The organism is Neoaquamicrobium sediminum, assembly GCF_013240295.1.
Taxonomy (GTDB): Bacteria; Pseudomonadota; Alphaproteobacteria; order Rhizobiales; family Rhizobiaceae; genus Aerobium; species Aerobium sediminum.
In genome coordinates, this window is sequence record NZ_JABETK010000004.1 from 178,182 (window position 1) to 195,759 (window position 17,578).

General features: G+C 64.2%; 12 protein-coding genes and 2 pseudogenes. 5 read left to right on the forward strand and 9 right to left on the reverse strand.

Translation table 11 applies throughout. From position 1 onward, the window contains the following. Positions 1-130: 130 nt before the first annotated feature. The 3 genes from HK436_RS26815 to HK436_RS26825 all read right to left on the reverse strand — a co-directional run bounded on the left by HK436_RS26815 (position 131) and on the right by HK436_RS26825 (position 5,277). Positions 131-1,390 (reverse strand): RNA polymerase sigma factor, encoded by a 1,260-nt coding sequence (locus tag HK436_RS26815; protein ID WP_173194709.1) that lies wholly within the window; start codon positions 1,388-1,390, stop codon positions 131-133. Then, positions 1,387-1,755 carry a YciI family protein gene (locus HK436_RS26820; protein ID WP_173194710.1) on the reverse strand — a complete coding sequence of 123 codons (369 nt, stop codon included), beginning with the start codon at positions 1,753-1,755 and terminating at the stop codon, positions 1,387-1,389. Before HK436_RS26820 ends, HK436_RS26815 begins: the two co-directional genes overlap by 4 nt. A 96-nt stretch (positions 1,756-1,851) precedes the next feature. Further along, positions 1,852-5,277 carry an indolepyruvate ferredoxin oxidoreductase family protein gene (locus tag HK436_RS26825; RefSeq protein ID WP_173194711.1) on the reverse strand — a complete coding sequence of 1,142 codons (3,426 nt, stop codon included), beginning with the start codon at positions 5,275-5,277 and terminating at the stop codon, positions 1,852-1,854. A gap of 145 nt (positions 5,278-5,422) precedes the next feature. Here HK436_RS26825 and HK436_RS26830 point away from each other — a divergent pair, with 145 nt between their 5' ends. Next, the gene (locus HK436_RS26830; protein ID WP_173194712.1) at positions 5,423-5,884 is read left to right on the forward strand and encodes an Lrp/AsnC family transcriptional regulator; all 462 of its coding nucleotides are present in this window, start codon (positions 5,423-5,425) and stop codon (positions 5,882-5,884) included. Positions 5,885-5,958: 74 nt separating this feature from the next. Beyond that, positions 5,959-7,134, forward strand: coding sequence for a GGDEF domain-containing protein (locus tag HK436_RS26835; RefSeq protein WP_173194713.1), 1,176 nt, complete (start codon positions 5,959-5,961; stop codon positions 7,132-7,134). A gap of 13 nt (positions 7,135-7,147) precedes the next feature. Here HK436_RS26835 and HK436_RS26840 read toward each other — a convergent pair whose 3' ends face one another. Then, entirely contained in the window at positions 7,148-7,975 is an 828-nt protein-coding gene (locus HK436_RS26840) for a ferredoxin--NADP reductase (RefSeq protein WP_173194714.1), read from the reverse strand. A 176-nt stretch (positions 7,976-8,151) separates the two neighbouring features. Here HK436_RS26840 and HK436_RS26845 point away from each other — a divergent pair. After that, positions 8,152-10,213, forward strand: a pseudogene (locus HK436_RS26845) (hydantoinase/oxoprolinase family protein). Then, positions 10,210-11,916, forward strand: a complete 1,707-nt coding sequence (locus HK436_RS26850) for a hydantoinase B/oxoprolinase family protein (protein ID WP_173194715.1) — start codon at positions 10,210-10,212, stop codon at positions 11,914-11,916. Before HK436_RS26845 ends, HK436_RS26850 begins: the two are co-directional and overlap by 4 nt. 33 nt (positions 11,917-11,949) lie before the next feature. On the opposite strand, the gene HK436_RS26855 is transcribed toward HK436_RS26850, so the two are convergent. Further along, positions 11,950-12,507: a TetR/AcrR family transcriptional regulator gene (locus HK436_RS26855; RefSeq protein ID WP_173194716.1), complete on the reverse strand. Its 558-nt coding sequence runs from the start codon at positions 12,505-12,507 to the stop codon at positions 11,950-11,952. A 93-nt stretch (positions 12,508-12,600) separates the two neighbouring features. Here HK436_RS26855 and HK436_RS26860 point away from each other — a divergent pair, with 93 nt between their 5' ends. Beyond that, on the forward strand, positions 12,601-14,109 hold the full coding sequence (locus HK436_RS26860; RefSeq protein ID WP_173194717.1) for an MFS transporter: 1,509 nt from the start codon (positions 12,601-12,603) through the stop codon (positions 14,107-14,109). On the opposite strand, the gene HK436_RS26865 is transcribed toward HK436_RS26860, so the two are convergent. The 4 genes and pseudogenes from HK436_RS26865 to HK436_RS26880 all read right to left on the reverse strand — a co-directional run bounded on the left by HK436_RS26865 (position 14,102) and on the right by HK436_RS26880 (position 17,491). Beyond that, entirely contained in the window at positions 14,102-14,521 is a 420-nt protein-coding gene (locus tag HK436_RS26865) for a MarR family winged helix-turn-helix transcriptional regulator (RefSeq protein WP_312860772.1), read from the reverse strand. The genes HK436_RS26860 and HK436_RS26865 overlap by 8 nt on opposite strands. Then, on the reverse strand, positions 14,518-15,102 hold the full coding sequence (locus HK436_RS26870) for an amino acid synthesis family protein (protein WP_173194719.1): 585 nt from the start codon (positions 15,100-15,102) through the stop codon (positions 14,518-14,520). Before HK436_RS26870 ends, HK436_RS26865 begins: the two co-directional genes overlap by 4 nt. After that, on the reverse strand, positions 15,095-15,970 hold the full coding sequence (locus tag HK436_RS26875; RefSeq protein WP_173194720.1) for a UPF0280 family protein: 876 nt from the start codon (positions 15,968-15,970) through the stop codon (positions 15,095-15,097). Before HK436_RS26875 ends, HK436_RS26870 begins: the two co-directional genes overlap by 8 nt. Then, positions 15,967-17,491, reverse strand: a pseudogene (locus HK436_RS26880) (6-hydroxynicotinate reductase). The gene HK436_RS26875 and the pseudogene HK436_RS26880 overlap by 4 nt, the downstream one beginning before the upstream one ends. Positions 17,492-17,578: the final 87 nt, after the last annotated feature.

Below are 17,578 nucleotides of genomic sequence, written 5' to 3' on the forward strand. Positions count from 1 at the left end.
GTCGCCCCAAGCAGAGGTGCTTTGGTAGTCATGTCCGCACAAGATTAATAAGCCGCTAATACAAGCGCGCCCAGTCGGCTAAAAGTTAAGGCAACGACCGCTACGTTTCGCCCAAGGCAGGCCCCGTCCCTCAGGCCGGCATACCCTCGGCACCCTTCTGCAACCTGTCGAGATGCCGTCGGATGTGGCTCGCCTCGGCGGTCGTATTGGCGCATGAAATCGCCTTCTCGAATGCAGCCCTTGCTTCACGCGACCGACCGAGCTCAAGCAGCAGCGCGCCCCGCACGCCGTGGAAATGGAAGTAACCCTCGAGTGAGCCGGACAGGGGCTCGATCAACTGAAGCGCGTCAGTCGCTCCGGCATGCTTGGAAACCGCCACAGCGCGGTTCAGAGTGATGACCGGTGAAGGCTGCAGGGTCTCGAGCATCTGGTAATATTGATCGATCGCGCGCCAGTCGGTGTCGACAGCCTGCTTCGCCTTGGCGTGCTCGTAGGCGATAGCCGCCTGAAGCTGGTAAGTGCCGGGCCGGTTATGGCGTGCCGCCTTCTCGATCAACGCCGCTGCTTCCGCCATAAGCGAGCCGCGCCACAGGCTGCGGTCCTGCTCGTCGAGCAGCACGATCTCGCCCTCCGCGTCCAGACGCGCAGGCACACGGGCATGCTGGAAAAGCATCAGCGCCACCAGACCCATCAGCTCCGGCTCGCCGGGGTACATTCTCAGGAGCAGGTAGCCGAGCCTTATCGCCTCGTCGCACAGCGGCTCGCGGATGTGGGCCTCGCCGCCGCTGGCGGAATAGCCTTCGTTGAAAAGCAGATAGACCATCGCCGTCACGGTCGCGATGCGTTCGACACGGTCGACCGCGGAAGGCGTCTCGAATTCGACCCCGGCGGCAGCCACCTTGCGCTTGGCGCGGGTGATGCGCTGCTCCATCGCGGCTTCGGAAACGAGGAAGGCCCTTGCGATCTCCGGCACGGTGAGGCCGGATACGATCCGCAGCGCCATGGCAATCTGCTGCGTGGCCGGCAGGTCCGGATGGCAGCAGATGAACAGCAGCCGCAGCACGTCGTCGCGGTAGTCGGCATTGTCGAGGCGTTCCGCCATCGACGGCTCGGTATCGTCAAGATCGGACAGCGTTTCTTCGTCAGGCAGCGCCTGCTGCCGGCCGCGCTTCCTGATGTCGTCCACACCGGCATTGCGTCCGACGAAGATCAGCCAGGCCGCGGGGTCGCGCGGAGGGCCCTTCTGCGGCCAGTTCTTCAGCGCGCGCAGGCACGCCTCCTGAAAGGCCTCTTCTGCCGTGTCGAGGTCGCGGAAATACCGCATCAGCGCGCCCACAACCTGCGGCCGTGCCGCCGAAAGGGCCTGATCTATCCAGGAAAGGTCGTTCACGTTGCCTCCGCAGGGGGTACATAGGCCGAGATGGGTCTCACCTCGACACCGCCGAATTCGCGTTCTCGCGCCAGATGCTTCCCGGCCTCGATGGCATCTTCGAGCGAGGCGCAGTCGACGATCCAGAACCCCAGCAGCTGCTCCTTGGTCTCGGCAAAGGGACCGTCAATGACCAAAGGATCCTGCCCCGCCTTGACGAAGGTGGCGGCGGTGGTCGGCATCAGCCGCAACCGTGGACCGAATTTGCTCTTGGCAACGATCTTCTCCTCGGCTGCGCGGACGCGGCTCATCATGGCCTCGTCGTCTTCCTTGGAAAGGCCGCAGACGGCTGCCTCGTTGTTGTAGCAGAGAAGGGCATAAAGCATGACGCTTCCTCATCGTTCGGTTCAAAGGACGCGCGACTATGCTACCGACCGACAGTCGGGTTCAATTTCTTTCGGAATAAACGTCGAGGTCGGGGCCTATCCCGCCAAGGCGGTGTCGACCTCGGCACGGATACGATTGGCCGCCTGTTCCTTGACTGGGCCGTAGCCGCGAATCTGCATCGGCTTTTCCATGGTCGAGCAAAGCGCGTCGTGGCTTTCAGATGAAAGGCGTGAAAGGCAGTGCTTCACCGCCTCCTCGTACCAGCCGATCAGTTCGCGTTCCATGCGGCGCTCGGCAGTGTAGCCGAACAGGTCGAAGTGCGTGCCCCGCAGCCGCTTCATCCGCGCCAGCGCGGTGAAAGGCAGCCTGATCCAGGGGCCGAATTCCCGCTTCAGCGGGCGCCCGCGCGCATCCTTTTCGGAGGCAAGGAATGGCGGCGCGAGGTGATGGACAATGCGGAAGTCGCCGTCGAACAGCTCCTTCAAGCCGTCGGCAAAGCCAGTCTGCGTGTGCAGGCGCGCCACCTCGTACTCGTCCTTGTAGGCCATCAGCTTGAACAGCGAGCGCGCCACGGCCGTGGTCAGTCGGTCGGATCCGAGCGATGCCTCCGCTTCGCGTACCCTGTCGACAACTTCTCGGTATCGCACAGCATAGGCGGCATCCTGATACTGCGTGAGGAAATCGGCGCGGCGGCCGATCATCTCGTCAAGCGTTTCGGGCTTCGGCTTTTCCGGGCGTAAAAGAGCGACCAGCCGTTCCGGGTTGGCGGCAGCAACCCGACCTACCAGAAACGCGCGATGGTTGGCCTCGACGGCGACGCCGTTCAGCTCGATGGCCTGTGCAAGCGCAGCAGCGCCGACGGGCACGAGCCCCTTCTGCCAGGCAAAGCCAAGCATCATGACGTTGGCGAAGACCGCGTCGCCCATAAGCGTCTCGGCAAGCTGGTTGGCATCGACTGCCGACAACCGCTCGGCACCGATGACATTGGTGATCGCCGCGACGCGTCGGTCGACCGCGAGGTCGGCGTCGCGCCGGCGCACTATGTCGCCGGTCGGCATCTTGGCGAGGTTCACCGCAGCCCGCATTTCGGGCCGGTAGCTGGCCGAAGCCTTGGGCGACGAGGAGACAACGATATCGCATCCGATGAGCGCGTCCGCTGCGCCACGGTCGATGCGAACCTGGTTGATCGCGGCGGGTTTCGAGGCGATGCGCACAAAGGACAGCACAGGGCCGAATTTCTGCGCAAAGCCGGTGAAGTCGAGCACCGACGAGCCTTTGGCCTCCAGATGCGCCGCCATGGTGACGAGCGCGCCGATGGTCACGACTCCGGTTCCGCCGACGCCGGTGATCAGCAGGTCATAGGGCTTGCCCAGGCCCGGAAGTTCCGGCTGTTCGAGATCGCTTGCCAATGTCGCGAGATCGAGCTCCCGCCCGGTCCGCTTACGCCGAACCGCCCCTTCCAGCGTCACGAAGCTGGGGCAGAAGCCGTTCACGCACGAGAAGTCCTTGTTGCAGGACGACTGGTTGATGCGTCGCTTGGTCCCGAACTCCGTTTCGACCGGTTCGACGGACAGGCAGTTGGATTCTACCGAGCAATCGCCGCAGCCTTCGCAAACCAGTTCGTTGATGACGACCACCTTGCCGGGGTCGGCCATCGTGCCGCGCTTGCGCCGCCGGCGCTTTTCCGTGGCGCAGGTCTGCTCGTAGATGAGTACGGATACGCCCTCGACGTCGCGCAGTTCGCGCTGCACCGCATCGAGTTCGCGGCGATGATGAATGGTCACCCCGTGCGGGAAGTCGCCCGAATGAAACTTGGCCGGATCGTCGCTGACCAGCGCGATGCGCTCCACGCCTTCGGCACGCACCTCCTGCGCGATCGCCTGCACGCTGACCGGCCCGTCAACCGGCTGGCCACCGGTCATTGCGACGGCATCATTGTACAGGATCTTGTAGGTGATGTTGGCCTTTGCCGCGATGGCCTGCCGGATCGCCATCGAACCGGAGTGGTAATAGGTCCCCTCGCCCAGATTCTGGAAGATGTGCCCCTTGCCGGTAAACAGCGACGAAGCCGCCCAGTTGACGCCCTCGCCACCCATCTGGATCAGCGAACTCGTTTCGCGATCCATCCAGCTCGCCATGAAATGACAACCGATCCCGGCCAGCGCCTTTGAACCCTCGGGGACCTTGGTCGAGGTGTTGTGCGGGCAGCCGGAACAGAAATAGGGCGTGCGCGTCGCACCCTCGACGCTGATGGAAATCGCTGGCTCGCCGGCGATGCGCGCCGCGCGTTCGGCAAAGCCCTGCCCCGGAAAGATCCCGTCCAGCCGCTTTGCCACCAGAGGCACGAGCTGGCGCGGCGATAGTTCGCCGGTCCACGGGATCAGCCTTTCGCCGTTCTCGTCGCGCTTGCCGACCATGCGCTTCGGCTTGTCGCCCGGCCAGTCGTAGAAATATTCCTTGAACTGGCTTTCGATGATGCCGCGCTTTTCCTCAACGACCAGCACTTCCTCCTTGCCGCGCACGAAGTCGAGCGCGTCGCGCCTGGCCAGCGGCCACACCATGCCGACCTTGTAGATGTCGATGCCGAGTTCGCGGCATTCGCTTTCACCAATTCCGAGCAGGCGCAGCGCCTCCATCAGGTCGAGATGCCCCTTGCCGGCGGTGACGATGCCGAAACGGGCGTGCTTCACGTCGTAGATGTGACGGTCGATCGGGTTGGCCTCGGCAAAGGCGAATACCGCCTGCTTCTTGGCCTCCATGCGCTCCTCTATCTGCGGTCCGGGCAGATCCGGCCAGCGATAATGGAGCCCGCCGGGCGGCGGCATGAAATCGGGCGTATTGAACAATCGGTGGGGTTTCAGCTCGAACGACGCGGCCGATTCCACCGTTTCAGATACGGCCTTGAAGCCGACCCACATGCCGGAAAAGCGCGACAGCGCGTAGCCGTATTCGCCGAACTCCAGATATTCGGCAACGCTCGCCGGGTTCAGCGTCGGCATGAACCACGCCATGAAAGCGACGTCGGACTGATGCGGCATGGATGACGAGACGCAGCCATGATCGTCGCCGGCAACAACGAGCACCCCGCCATTCGGCGACGAGCCATAGGCGTTGCCGTGCTTGAGCGCATCGCCCGCCCGGTCGACACCGGGTCCCTTGCCGTACCACATGGCGAACACGCCATCGACCTGCCGGTCCGGGTTGGTCTCGACCTGCTGCGAGCCCAGCACGGCTGTGGCCGCGAGGTCCTCATTGACGGCAGGCAGGAATTCGATTCCGGCGTCGGCCACCAGGCGCTTGTTGCGCCATATTTCCAGATCAAGCCCGCCCAGCGGCGAGCCGCGATAACCGGAGATGAAACCGCCCGTCTTGCGGCCCTGCGCACGGTCGCGTCGCGCCTGGTCCAGCGCGATCCGCACAAGCGCCTGCGTTCCGGTCATGAAGACGCTGCCATCTGTCTGCGTATAGCGATCTTCGAGGCGATAGCGTGTGAGTTCATGAAGCGGCGCGTGCGCGGTCATGGGTGCCTCCCTGAGGTGCCTTTCCCCATTCTAACGCGGCTGAAGCGGTAGAACTTGCCAGTTTTCTGGAAAAAGGCCACAAATCCGGCAAGAATGACCAAATCGATATAAAAATCGAAAGAATCTGCCGACAAAAGGAAATGATATGGAGGAACTGACGGAACAGGATCGCCGTCTCCTGCGCATTCTCCAGGACAATGCGCGTATCTCCAACCAGGACATGGCGGAGCAGGCTGGCATGTCGCCATCAGCTTGCTGGCGGCGTGTGAGGGCCCTGGAAGATGCTGGCGTTATCAGGCGCTATGCGGCGATCCTCGACGCCGCGCGCGCCGGCCAGAAGTTCCACGCAATTGCCCATGTGTCTCTGACCCGGCACGACCACAGCCACGTCGACACTTTCATCGCCGAGGTGCGCAGGCGTCCGGAAGTGCTCGACTGCTTTGCCACCACAGGCGAGGCCGACTATCACCTTCGCGTGGCCTGCGAGAACCTCGACGCCTATAACCGGTTCCTGGAAGGCTTCCTGTTTCGCCTGCCGGGCATCGCCAATGTCCGCACCAACCTCGTGCTCAAGGACATCAAGCAGGAGACCGCGCTGCCGCTTTAGCTTGGCTATGGATAAGACATTTTTCACCACGCGGCGAGCTTTCGCATGGCCGATACCCTTTGGCAGGCAACCGCATGGTAGAAGCGCCGAAATCCGTGGGGTGTGCGAAGTTGATCGACCGGGATTCGCTTTTCATTGCCGCAGGCCTCTGTGCTGCGGCGCTGGCTCTGCCCATGCTGAGCGTCTGGATTCACAATCGCTCCGACCGCTTTCTGGTAGGCTGGGCGGCGGGAATGCTCCTGCTCGCAACCGGCGTGATCCTTTATTCGACGCTGCCGCCGGACAATATGGCGATCGCCGCCACCGCCTTCACCATGGAAGCAGTCGGCTTTGTGATCGTGTTCATCGCCGCAAGGCAGTTCGCAGGCGCGGCGACATCGTTCTTGCAAATCGTGCTGCTACTGCTGATGGCCGTCCCCGTCGGATTGCCGATCGCGCTCGGCTATGACGGCTTCGGCATCATGGTCTACAATTTTCTCGCAGGCTGGTTTCTGGTCGCGAGCGCAGCCCAGTATTGGAAGACCCGTTCCGAAGCGCCATCGTCCATGGCCCTCCTTTGCCTCCTCTATATCCTCGCAGCTATTTCGTTCTTCGCGTGCGGCGCCGTTCTCCTGCATGAGGCCGAGTGGAGCATGGGCCGCAGGCCGGACAACTGGGCAGAACAGTTCAACGCCATCATGTGCATAATCGGCATAACCGGGGTCGGCGCGCTTTCCCTCGGCCTCAACCATGCGCGCGCAGCGCGGCGGCACAGGCAGGAGGCCCGCACCGACATTCTGACCGGCCTGCTCAACCGCCGCGCCCTGTTCGACAGCATGTCGGCACAGGACCTTCAACCCGGACACGCCGTGGTGGCTTTCGACCTTGATGACTTCAAGGCCATCAACGACCGCCACGGTCATGCGATTGGCGACGAAGTGCTGCGCCGTTTCGCCGACGCGATGCGCATGAACCTGCGAGATGGCGACCTGGCCGCCCGGATCGGCGGAGAGGAGTTCGTCCTCGTATTAAGGAATGCATCTTGCCTGCTTGCCACCAGCACGGCGGAGCGCATTCGCGCCATCTTCGCGCAGAGCCGGGTCGAAACAGCGAACGGATTGATTTCCGGCACCGCCAGCGCCGGTGTCGCGCTTGTCCAGATCCAAAGCGAAAGCTTCGAAAGCGTGCTTCACCGCGCGGACACGTCGCTCTACAGAGCCAAGGACAGCGGACGCGACAAGGTGGTGGCCGAGCTTCAGGCTGTCGCCTGAAAACCCGACAAGGTCAGCCGACGAAGGCGCGTTCGACCACGAATTCCGCAGGCTTGTTGTTGGCCCCTTCGGTGAGCCCGAAGGCTTCCACGAGCGCCTTGACGTCCCGGATCATATCCATCGAGCCGCAGATCATCACGCGGTCGACAGCCGGATCGAAGGGCTGCACTTCGAGATCGGTGAAGAGCTGCCCGCTTTCGATCAGCGTGGTGATACGGCCCATCTTGGGGTGGTTCTCACGCGTCGTCGTTGCGTAGTGCGTGAAGCGGCCGGCCGCCAGTTCGCCGATCAGCGGGTCGTCGACCAGTCCTTGGGCGAGGTCGTTACCGTAGACGAGTTCGGCCACGTCGCGACAGGTGTGGGTCAGGATGACCTGATCGAACTTCTCGTAGGTCTCGGGATCACGCATCAGGCTGGCGAACGGCGCGATGCCCGTGCCCGTCGAGATCATCCACAGCCGCTTGGCGGGCGTCAGCGCGTCGAGCACCAGCGTGCCCGTCGACTTCTGGCGCATCAACACCGTGTCGCCAGGCTGGATCTTCTGCAGGTGCTGGGTCAGCGGACCGTCCGGAACCTTGATCGAGAAGAACTCGATCTCCTCGTCCCATGCAGGGCTGGAGATGGAGTAGGCGCGGAACACCGGCTTCTCGGCGTTGGGCAGGCCGATCATGACAAATTCGCCAGATCGGAAACGGAAGGCCTGGGGACGTGTGATCCGGAACGAGAACAGCCGGTCGGTGTAATGGCGGACCGACACCACGCGCTCGGCATAGACACCGGCGGGAATGGGAAACTCGGTCGGCCGTGCTGAACCGACTTCCTGGCGCGCGGCTGTGTTCATTCCTTTGATCCTGCTGCTTGAAATGGTGCCGGAGAAAAGAGGTCGCGGCTGTTGCAAGGTCTGTGCTTGCCAGTCAAGTTTATTAGTATACAAATGATTATTACGTCAAGGCAGCACAGTAGGGCGGCTTTCCAAATTGCGCGTCTTCAGCAGATTCTCTATCCCGGAATTGCGCCATGATTGAGAAAGATGCCGCAGCAGGCACGGTTGCGGGGATCGACGTCGGCGGAACCTTCACGGACCTGCTCCTAATCGACGGCGCCGAAGACGGCCGGGTGCGCATCGCCAAGGTGCCCACCACCGTCGACAACCAGGCGTTCGGCGTGGTCGCGGCGCTCGAGGCCACCGGCAAGGCCGTTTCCGACATCGACCTCATCGTCCATGGGACGACCACGACGACCAATGCGGTTCTGGAGCGGCGCCTTGCCAGGACCGGCATGATCACCACAGCCGGCTTCCGCGACGTGATCGAGCTCGGCCGGCGTACCCGCCCGCAGCCCTACGGCATGACGGGTGTGTTCGTGCCTGTCATCCCGCGCGACCTTCGGCTGGAGGTTCCAGAGCGGATGGAGGCGTCCGGCAACGTGCGCATTCCGCTGGATGAGCAGGCCGTGCGCAAAACAGTCCAACACCTGCTGGACGCTGGCTGCGAGTCGCTGGTGATCCATTTCCTTCACGCCTATGCCAATCCGGCGCATGAGCTGCGCGCAGCCGAAATCGCGCGCTCGATGTGGCCGAACGAACACGTTACGACGGGTCATTCGCTGTTGTCGGAGGCCCGCGAGTTCGAGCGCGGCGTGACCGCCGCCGTCAATGCCTCGGTACAACCGATCCTGAAACGCTACATCGGCAGGCTTGCCGATGAACTGGACGCGCGGGGCTACGCGCGCGACTTCCTCGTCATGAACGGCAATGGCGGCATGATCTCGGCGCGTTTCGTCACCGAGGAGGCGGCAAAGACCGTCATGTCGGGGCCGGCCTCCGGCGTCATGGCCGCCGCCTATACGGCGCGCCGCGCCGGTTTCCCGCATGTTGTCACTTACGACATGGGCGGCACCTCCACCGACGTCGCGCTGATCCGCAACGCCCGTCCGGCGGTCTCCAATGAGATCGAGATCGAATATGCGATGCCGATCCATGTCCCGATGGTCGACGTGCATACGGTCGGTGCCGGGGGCGGTTCGATCGCACGCATCGATGACGCAGGCCTCATCCGCGTGGGGCCGGAGAGCGCAGGCGCGACCCCGGTCCGATCTGCTACGGCCGTGGAGGCACGGAGCCGACCGTTTCGGACGCAAATCTGGTGCTCGGGCGGCTGAACCCGAACCGGCTGCTGGCGGTCGACAAGCCGGTTTCGGTCGAAGCCGTCACCGATATCTTCGCTGAACGGATCGGTCGCAGGGCCGGCCTCGACGGCGTCGGCGCCGCAGGAGCGGTGTTAAAACTTGGCAACCTGAAAATGGCCGGCGCGATCCGCATGGTCTCGGTCGCCAAAGGGCACGACCCGCGCGACTTCGCGCTCTTTGCTTTCGGCGGCGCCGGGCCGCTGCATGCGGCCGCCCTCGCACGCGAACTCTCGATCCCGAAGGTGATCGTACCGGCGCGCCCGGGTATCACCAATGCGCTCGGCTGCGTGGTGGCGGACATGCGGCACGATTTCGTGCGCACGGTAAACGTTCCCGTGGCCGAAATCGATGAAGCCGAGCTTGCCGCCATTCTCGCAACACAGGCCGACGAAGGCCGCGCACTGATCGCGAAGGAGGCGGTGAAGCCGCAGACGCTACGCTTCGTGCACTCCGCCGACATGCAGTTCGTCGGCCAGACACATCTCATCAACGTCGCGCTCCCGAGCGCGTCAGTGTCGGCCGCCGAGTTGCAATCACTGTTCGAGACCGCCTATTTCGCCCGGTTCAGGGTGTCGTTGCCGGAAATCCGCGCCAATCTCGTCAACCTCAACACCTCGGTCATCGGCGAGCGCCGCCAGATCGACCTGTCGCTGCTGATCGACCCGCGGGCCGGAAAGCAACGCTCACTGAGGCGCAGACGGGAACGCGACCCGTCTGGTTCGACGGAAGCTGGATCGAGACCCCGGTCTACGCCCGCGAAAAGCTGCCGCTCGACGCAACAATCACAGGACCTGCGATCCTTGAACAGCTCGATGCCACCACGGTTGTGGAACCCGGCGACCGTGTCACCCAGGACGCCGACGGCAATCTGATTATCGAGGTGGGAGCATGACCCTCGACGCCATCACGCTTTCGGTCATCGAGGCCGCGCTGCAGCAGGCGTGCGACGAGATGGACCTCGCCTTTTCCCGCTCCGCCTTCTCGCCGATCATCGCCGAGGCGAACGACCGGTCCGACGGCATCTATGCGGCAGACGATGGATCGCTGATCGCACAAGGTGTCGGCGGCCTGCCGGTGTTCGTCGGCGTCATGCAGTATTCCACCCGGACGCTCATCGAGATGATCCGCGACGGCCGCTGCCTGCCGCCGGAGGAAGGCGACATCTATATCGTCAACGACCCCTATCTTGGCGGCACCCACCTTATGGACGTGCGTTTCGCCATGCCGGTATGGCGAAACGGCGAGATTTTCTGCTGGCTGTCCAATACGGGCCATTGGCCCGACATCGGCGGTGCGGTGCCGGGCGGCTTCTCCGCCTCAGCCACTGCGGTCGAACAGGAGGGCCTGCGCCTGCCGCCGGTCAAGCTATTCAAGAAAGGCGCGCTCGACCCCGAGATCTACGCGATCATTACGTCCAACATCCGGATTGCCGAACAGCGCATCGGCGACATCAAGGCCCAGGCCGCCGCTCTCCAGGTCGGCCAGTCGCGGCTGTGTGAAATCCTCGACCGTTACGGCGACGAAACTGTCAACGAGGCCATTGCCGAACTGCGCCGCCGCGCTGCCGTACAGATGCGTGCCAGGATCGCGGCCATCGAAGACGGCGTCTATCATGGTGTCGCTTTCGTCGATTCCGACGGCGTGGTGGATGAACCGCTGGAGATCAGGCTCGCGGTCGAGAAGCAGGGCGATACGCTCACCTTCGACTTCGCCGGCTCCAGCCCGCCCTGCATCGGCCCGATGAACTCGGTGCTGGCAACGACACATTCCTCCGTCTACCTCGCCATGCGCCACATCTTTCCCGATGTTCCGATCAGCGCCGGCGCGTTCGAGCCGCTGGTGATCCGCCGGCCCGAAGGCACATTCCTCGACGCGCAGTACCCCCGCCCCGTGTCGGGCTGTGCGGCGGAAGTCTCGCAGCGCATCGCGGAAGCGGTTTTTTCCGCGATGGTACAGGCACTACCGGAACAGGTGACGGCTGCACCCGCAGGCTCGAGCGGCAATTTCGGACTTGGCGGGTTCGACCCGGTGCGCGGCCGACCCTTCGTGCTCTACCAGCTCTCCGGCGGCGGCTATGGCGGCAACGCCGACCATGACGGCCTATCCAACGGCTGCTCGACCATCGGCATCTCCAAGTCGCCGCCAGTCGAGATCATGGAGCAGTCCTATCCCATCCTCTACAACCACTATCGGCTCCGGGAAGGCTCGGGCGGCGCCGGCAGGCATCGCGGCGGCATGGGCCTCGACTACGAGATCGAGCTCTTGCGCGGCGAGGCGCGGGCGTCCTTCGTCATGGATCACGGCCGCTATGGCCCTCAGGGCGCACTGGGCGGTCAGGACGGCGCGGTCAACACCGTGACCGTGTATCGCGACGGACAGGCCCACGTGCCGAAGCACCTTTCCAAGGAGCAGGACATTCCGATGAAGGCGGGCGATCGCGTCCGCGTCGGCACGCCTGGCGGCGGCGGCTACGGCCTTCCGTCGGAGCGCGATCCCGGGACGGTGCGCCGCGACGTGCGGCTGGGCTACTACACCGCCGAAGAGGCCGAGCAACTCTTCGGCGTTGCCGCGGGCGACAATGAGGTCGGCAAGTAGCGGTCCCTGTCGCCGGCGCGACTACTTTCGCGGCTACTTTTCAGCGCTATCCGGCCCTGCCAGCGCCAGAATGTCACCGAACACCTCCTCCCACGCCTCGTCGTCGAGGTCGATGAGGTTGAAGGACTTCAGGAAGAACACCCCTTCGCTGGCCAGAAAGGCGAGACGCGCCCTGCGCGCGTGTTCGCTCGACGGATCGAGCCCTTGCAGCCTGCTATTATACCATTCGCGGCTCTCGGCGACCTGATCCGGCTGCTGCAGCAGCGCTGTCATCATCACCGCCGAACGTGAAGCCTCGTCCTTGTCGGTGCGCCGCGACGCTTCTATATGCCCGAGGATCACCGTTTCCGGCGTCGGGTTCTCGCCGGCAAAGGCCATCACTTCCTCCTCAAAGGTTTCGCCCCACCGCCGGATCATCGCGCGGATGAGGTTCTCCTTGGAGCCGAAGGCGTATTGCACGCCACCCTTGGTGATACCGGCCTCTTTGGCGACGGCATCGATGGTCAGCCCGGAAGCACCCTCGCGCGTCACCACGGCCTCCGCTGCATCGAGCACCTTGTCGCGATCGATCGTTCTCGGTCGGCCTGCCATTGTTACCTCTTTAATTTCAATACGAATGTATTTATATAGGTCGCTCGATATGTCCAAACTGCCATTTGCGGCAGCAAGACCGAGGCCACACCAATGACTTCCAACAACCGCTGGTTCGTTCTGGCGATCGTATCGAGCGCTCTTTTCCTCATCGTTATCGACATGACGGTGCTTTACACCGCACTTCCCCGGCTGACACACGACCTTGGCGCCACCGCGTCGGAAAAGCTCTGGATTGTCAACGCCTATCCGCTCGTCGTGGCAGGGCTGCTGCCCGGTCTCGGCGCCCTGGGCGACCGTCTCGGGCACCGGCGCCTCTTCATGGCGGGTCTGGTCGTCTTCGGCGCCGCATCGTTGATGGCCGCATTTTCGTCAACACCCGCCATTCTCATCGCTGCCCGTGCGCTGCTTGCGGTCGGCGCCGCGATGATGATGCCCGCCACACTCTCGATCATCCGGTTGACCTTCACGGACGAGAAGGAACGCGCCTTCGCGATCGGCATCTGGGCGGCGGTCGCCTCGGGTGGCGCGGCGCTCGGCCCGGTGATCGGCGGCGTGCTGCTCGAATATTTCTGGTGGGGCTCGGTCTTTCTCATCAACGTGCCGATCGTCGTCGCGGCCTTCTTTTTCGCGGCCCTGCTGCTGCCCTCGCGGCCCGGCGACGCCAGCAGGCCGTGGGACCTGATCGGCTCGCTGCAGATCATGGTCGGCCTCATCGGCCTTGCCTATGCGATCAAGGAAGTGAGCAAGCGCGAAGCATCCATCGAGGCCGCGCTGGTTGCCGCAGCGGTCGGCATTGTCGCGACAGTTCTGTTCGTCAAGCGTCAGCGCACAAGCGCCGCACCGCTCGTCGATTTCTCGTTGTTCCGAAACAGGCGCTTTTCCTCGGGCGTTGCGACTGCTTTGGTCGCTTCGGCCGCGCTCATGGGTGTCGAACTGGTCTTCAGCCAACGGCTGCAGCTCGTTTCGGGCTTCTCGCCGCTGGAAGCCGGCCTGCTCATCCTTCCGATCCCACTCGCATCGTTCGTCGCCGGCCCTCTCACCGGTCTCGCCCTGCCCCGGCTGGGCAGCGAGCGCATCCTTTCGGGCTCGCTGGCGATCTCAGGTGTCGGCTTGGCGGCATTTCTTCTTTGCTACGACGCCGATCCTGCGATCTGGCTGGCCGCAATGGGTGTCATGGGCTTCGGCATCGGCTCGGCCATGACGGCAGCTTCGAGTGCGATCATGTTGAGCGCGCCGGAAAACCGGGCCGGCATGGCGGCTTCGGCGGAGGAGGTTTCCTACGAACTCGGCGGCGCGATGGGCATTGCCGTTCTTGGCAGCGTGATGTCGGCACTCTATTCGGCCACCCTTGTGCTGCCGACCGACGCCAGCGTGAGGCCGACTGCGCGTGACAGCCTCGACGAGGCGCTGCTGGCTGCCGAAAGCCTCGATCCAGCGCTGGCCGAGCAACTCGTCATGATGGCGCGCACGGCTTTCGACAATGCCTTTGTCGGGGTCGTTGGACTGGCGGTGATAATGCTGCTTGCAACGGCCGGAACCGTGTGGTGGGCGACGCGACACGCCGTCGCGACCGATCCCGCGCCCGCGCCGCTCAGGTAAGCTTCGACAGAAGCCGCATCAGCGTAGCCAGTTCGCGGTCGTTGAGCGGGGAGGCCGTCTCGATCGTGATGTCCTGCGCAAGCGGCAGCAGGCGTTCCACGGTCGCCTGCCCCTCGGAGGTCAGGCTGACCACCAGCCGCCGCCTGTCCCCGTCATGCCGGGTGAGTGCCACAAGGCCCCGCGCCTTCAGGCGGTCGATCACGCCCTTGATGGTCGCCGCATCCATCGCCACCAGCGTGCCGAGCTGGTTCTGCGAGGTGTCGCCAACCTCGGCAAGCTTGGCGAGCGCTGCGAACTGCGGCGGCGTCAGCTCGCCGATATGGCGGGCAAAGATCGCGATATGCCGCTGGCTGGCCTTGCGCAGGACGAAGCCGATCTGGTCTTCCAGATGATAGGGCGGTTCCCCGCTCACCTTAGCCCGTCCTCGCCCTTGACTTGCCACGCTTCCAGCCCGCCCATGCGGGAATGGATGCGTCCGCCGCAGGCCATGGCCAGGCAGAACAGGATCTCGTTCGGTCGCGGCCCGTCCGGCATGCCCACCACCATCGCGTCGAAGTGGCTGCGCACATAGGCGGCGTTGGTGTGTCCGAGTGGCACGTCGAGGCTGGAGCCGAACGCGCCGACCTTCATCGCCGATGGCACGATCGCCTTGGAAGCGCCCAGTCGCTCGCGCATCGCATAGCCGCCCGGCACGTGCCAGAGCGCGCCGTGCTCGATCTCGCCGTCGCTGCCGACGATCGCACCTTTGCCGTAGCTGTCGATGACCGACACGTCGCCACCAAGCGCGGCAACCAGCCGGTCGGTCAGCTCCAGGCCCAGCGGCTTCAGATCGTCCATCGCGGGCTGAATAGTCTCGACGAAAGTGCCGGCGAACGGGTTCTTCACCAACGCCAGCGCAGCAGCCCTGCGCCGAGGCTCTTCCGGCACCGGCCCGCCATCATGATGGATCTCTTCGGTCAGCACCGCGATCTTGCGGATGGTGAAATCAGCCATATGCCGGCTCCTCAATGCTGGTGTTTTGTTCGAGAGCAAGCGCGGCGACGACCCGGCTCCGGCCGTTCAGAAACAGCGCCGCGGAAACGATCAGGCCAGCGGCAACGAACTCGTCGGCGACCCGCACGCCCCCGCGCAGTGCCTCATCCGTATCCGCCGAAGACAATCGCCCCACGGCAACGGTTACCGGTCTATCTCCGAGATCGCTGTCGGGCGCCAGTTGGCTGGCCGGTTGCCGCTCGATTGCCGGGTGGCCGGGCAGGTCGACGGCGTTGGCGATCAGGGTTGCGGCGACATCCGCCGCCGCCGCGGTGCGTGCCAGCACAGTGACCGCATCGGCGATGCCGAGCGAATGGCTGCGGCCCCGCCAGCCACTGGTTGCGATGCCGCGCACTGGATCGGAGGCAGCGATGGTCACACGGTCGACGACACCATGGCGCGTACCGGCGATGGCCGCCTTCATCGCCGTTCCGGGTGCAAGGTGCATGGCGATGTCACCACCATCGTTGACATAGGCACGCGCAAGCCGCCGCCCCTTCACCATTGCCGCCAGCATCTCATCGGCCACCGCCCCTGCCACCGCCGCCATGGGCGTTACAAACCTATCTGAGAACGGTAAAGCTGCCGTCTCCATGCGCCGTGCCGTCGCGCCGCGAAACCCGCGTGGCGCGACTGTGGTCGGCTGTCGCAGTTCCGCCAGTTCGGAAACCAGTTCTTCCAGAACGGTATCGAAACGATCCTTCGCCTGCGCGTATGCAGCCGACACCTCGTTAGGTTCGCCGAAGGCTTCGACGATCAGGTCTATCGGACCTTGGTTGAGGTGCAGCCGCCGCCCATCGGGCAGCATTGCCGCCTGTGCGCCGCTCATGTCGACCGCTCGCGCCGAAGCTGCTGAAGCAGGGGCCACGGATTGTCTGGCATCGCGCCATGAACGGCGCGTTCGTTGAAATACTCGCCGCCTGCACGCTGCACGTCGTCGACCGAACGCACGTGTTCGGCATAGCCGCCCAGCGCCTCATAATGCTCGCGCCGCAAGGTGAACTCGATCGGCGCGACGAGCGCCGGCGTCGGCACATAGCCGAAGGCGTTTTCCGGCAGGCGCGTCACGTCGACCATGAGCGTGATGCCGCCCCCGGCCACACATAGGCCGGTGCACCGCCACAAGTGACGTAGGTCTGCAGGCGCTGCACGGAGCGCGTCAGGTTCACCGGGTTCTCGGTCACGCCCGCGCGCAGGCTCCCGCCGGCACCGCCCATGAAAAGCACCGTGCACAGCGCCGGCTCGCAATTCTCCTCGATCAGTTCGACCGACCGCCGCAGCCTGTCCGGAAACGGCTTTTCCACCGGCGTCAGCGTCTCGTCGAGCTCATAATAGGCGAATTGCTCGCCCGTGGTAGAGACCATCAGCAACGACAGGCCGGGGCGCGCGCCTTTCTTTTCGTTCCAGGGTCCGAGGATTTCAAGCGGATCTGAGATGGTCGTGCCACCCCATCCAAGCCCCGGCTCGGAAACCTTGAAATAGCGCCCAGGCGTCGAACGGCGGCCGAGGATCTTGATGCCGGTGTCGGGCCAGTCAATCACCTTGCCCGCCTGATGCTCGGAAACGACGCCGGTGATGTGATCGTCGACGACAACGACCTCGTCGACCAGACCTTTCCACTGCGTGGCGAACATGCCGATCGTCGCAGAGCCGCAGCCGACCCGCATCCGGTGCTCAACCGCGCCGTCGATCACCGGCGGCTTTCCCGCCTGCACAACAATCGTCGAGCCTTCATCGATCGTCAGTTCGACCGGCTGGCGATTGCACAGCGCCAGCAGCGTATCGCAGGTGATCCGGCCCTCCGGCTTCGAACCGCCCGTCAGGTGCCGCACGCCGCCCAGCGACAGCATCTGCGACCCGTATTCGGCGGTGGTGACATGGCCGACCGGCTCACCCTGCGCGCGAACGGTCGCGGTCTCCGGGCCGAGATGGCGGTCGGTGTCGATCTTCACCTTGACGCCGCAATAAGAGAAGATGCCTTCCGTGACGACCGTCACCAGATCGACGCCCTCAACCTCCTGGCTGACGATGAAAGGCGCGGGCTTGTAGTCCGGATAAGTCGTACCAGCCCCGATGCCGGTCACGAAGCGTCGGGCGCGGTTGACGGGATTGCCATCCCATTCTTCGCCGGCGAAGGACACGACCTCGCCACCGCTTTCGGCCCGGTGTTCGAGGTCGTCACCGGATCGCACCGCACGATCCGGCCGCCGAAATTGCCGTAGCGATCGCAGGCACCGGTGCGCCCCTCGGCGATGTAGCACATTACCGGGCAGGCATCGCAGCGCAGCTTCTCGCCAACCTTCGGCTCGCCGGGATCGTGTGTTTCGAAACGTTCGGACAGCTCGCTCATGACGCGACCGGCGCTGTTGCTGTGCTTGCATGGCAGAGAGACGATGATGCCCTACGTTGCCCCCTCTGTCCTGCCGGACGTCTCCCC

Bases quoted from the DNA above. Each gene is read 5' to 3' on its own strand.
- HK436_RS26855 (WP_173194716.1), bottom strand. From the start codon at position 12,507: ATGGCAGGCCGACCGAGAACGATCGATCGCGACAAGGTGCTCGATGCA.
- HK436_RS26830 (WP_173194712.1), top strand. From the start codon at position 5,423: ATGGAGGAACTGACGGAACAGGATCGCCGTCTCCTGCGCATTCTCCAG.
- HK436_RS26870 (WP_173194719.1), bottom strand. From the start codon at position 15,102: ATGGCTGATTTCACCATCCGCAAGATCGCGGTGCTGACCGAAGAGATC.
- HK436_RS26840 (WP_173194714.1), bottom strand. From the start codon at position 7,975: ATGAACACAGCCGCGCGCCAGGAAGTCGGTTCAGCACGGCCGACCGAG.
- HK436_RS26860 (WP_173194717.1), top strand. From the start codon at position 12,601: ATGACTTCCAACAACCGCTGGTTCGTTCTGGCGATCGTATCGAGCGCT.
- HK436_RS26820 (WP_173194710.1), bottom strand. From the start codon at position 1,755: ATGCTTTATGCCCTTCTCTGCTACAACAACGAGGCAGCCGTCTGCGGC.
- HK436_RS26875 (WP_173194720.1), bottom strand. From the start codon at position 15,970: ATGAGCGGCGCACAGGCGGCAATGCTGCCCGATGGGCGGCGGCTGCAC.
- HK436_RS26825 (WP_173194711.1), bottom strand. From the start codon at position 5,277: ATGACCGCGCACGCGCCGCTTCATGAACTCACACGCTATCGCCTCGAA.
- HK436_RS26835 (WP_173194713.1), top strand. From the start codon at position 5,959: ATGGTAGAAGCGCCGAAATCCGTGGGGTGTGCGAAGTTGATCGACCGG.
- HK436_RS26850 (WP_173194715.1), top strand. From the start codon at position 10,210: ATGACCCTCGACGCCATCACGCTTTCGGTCATCGAGGCCGCGCTGCAG.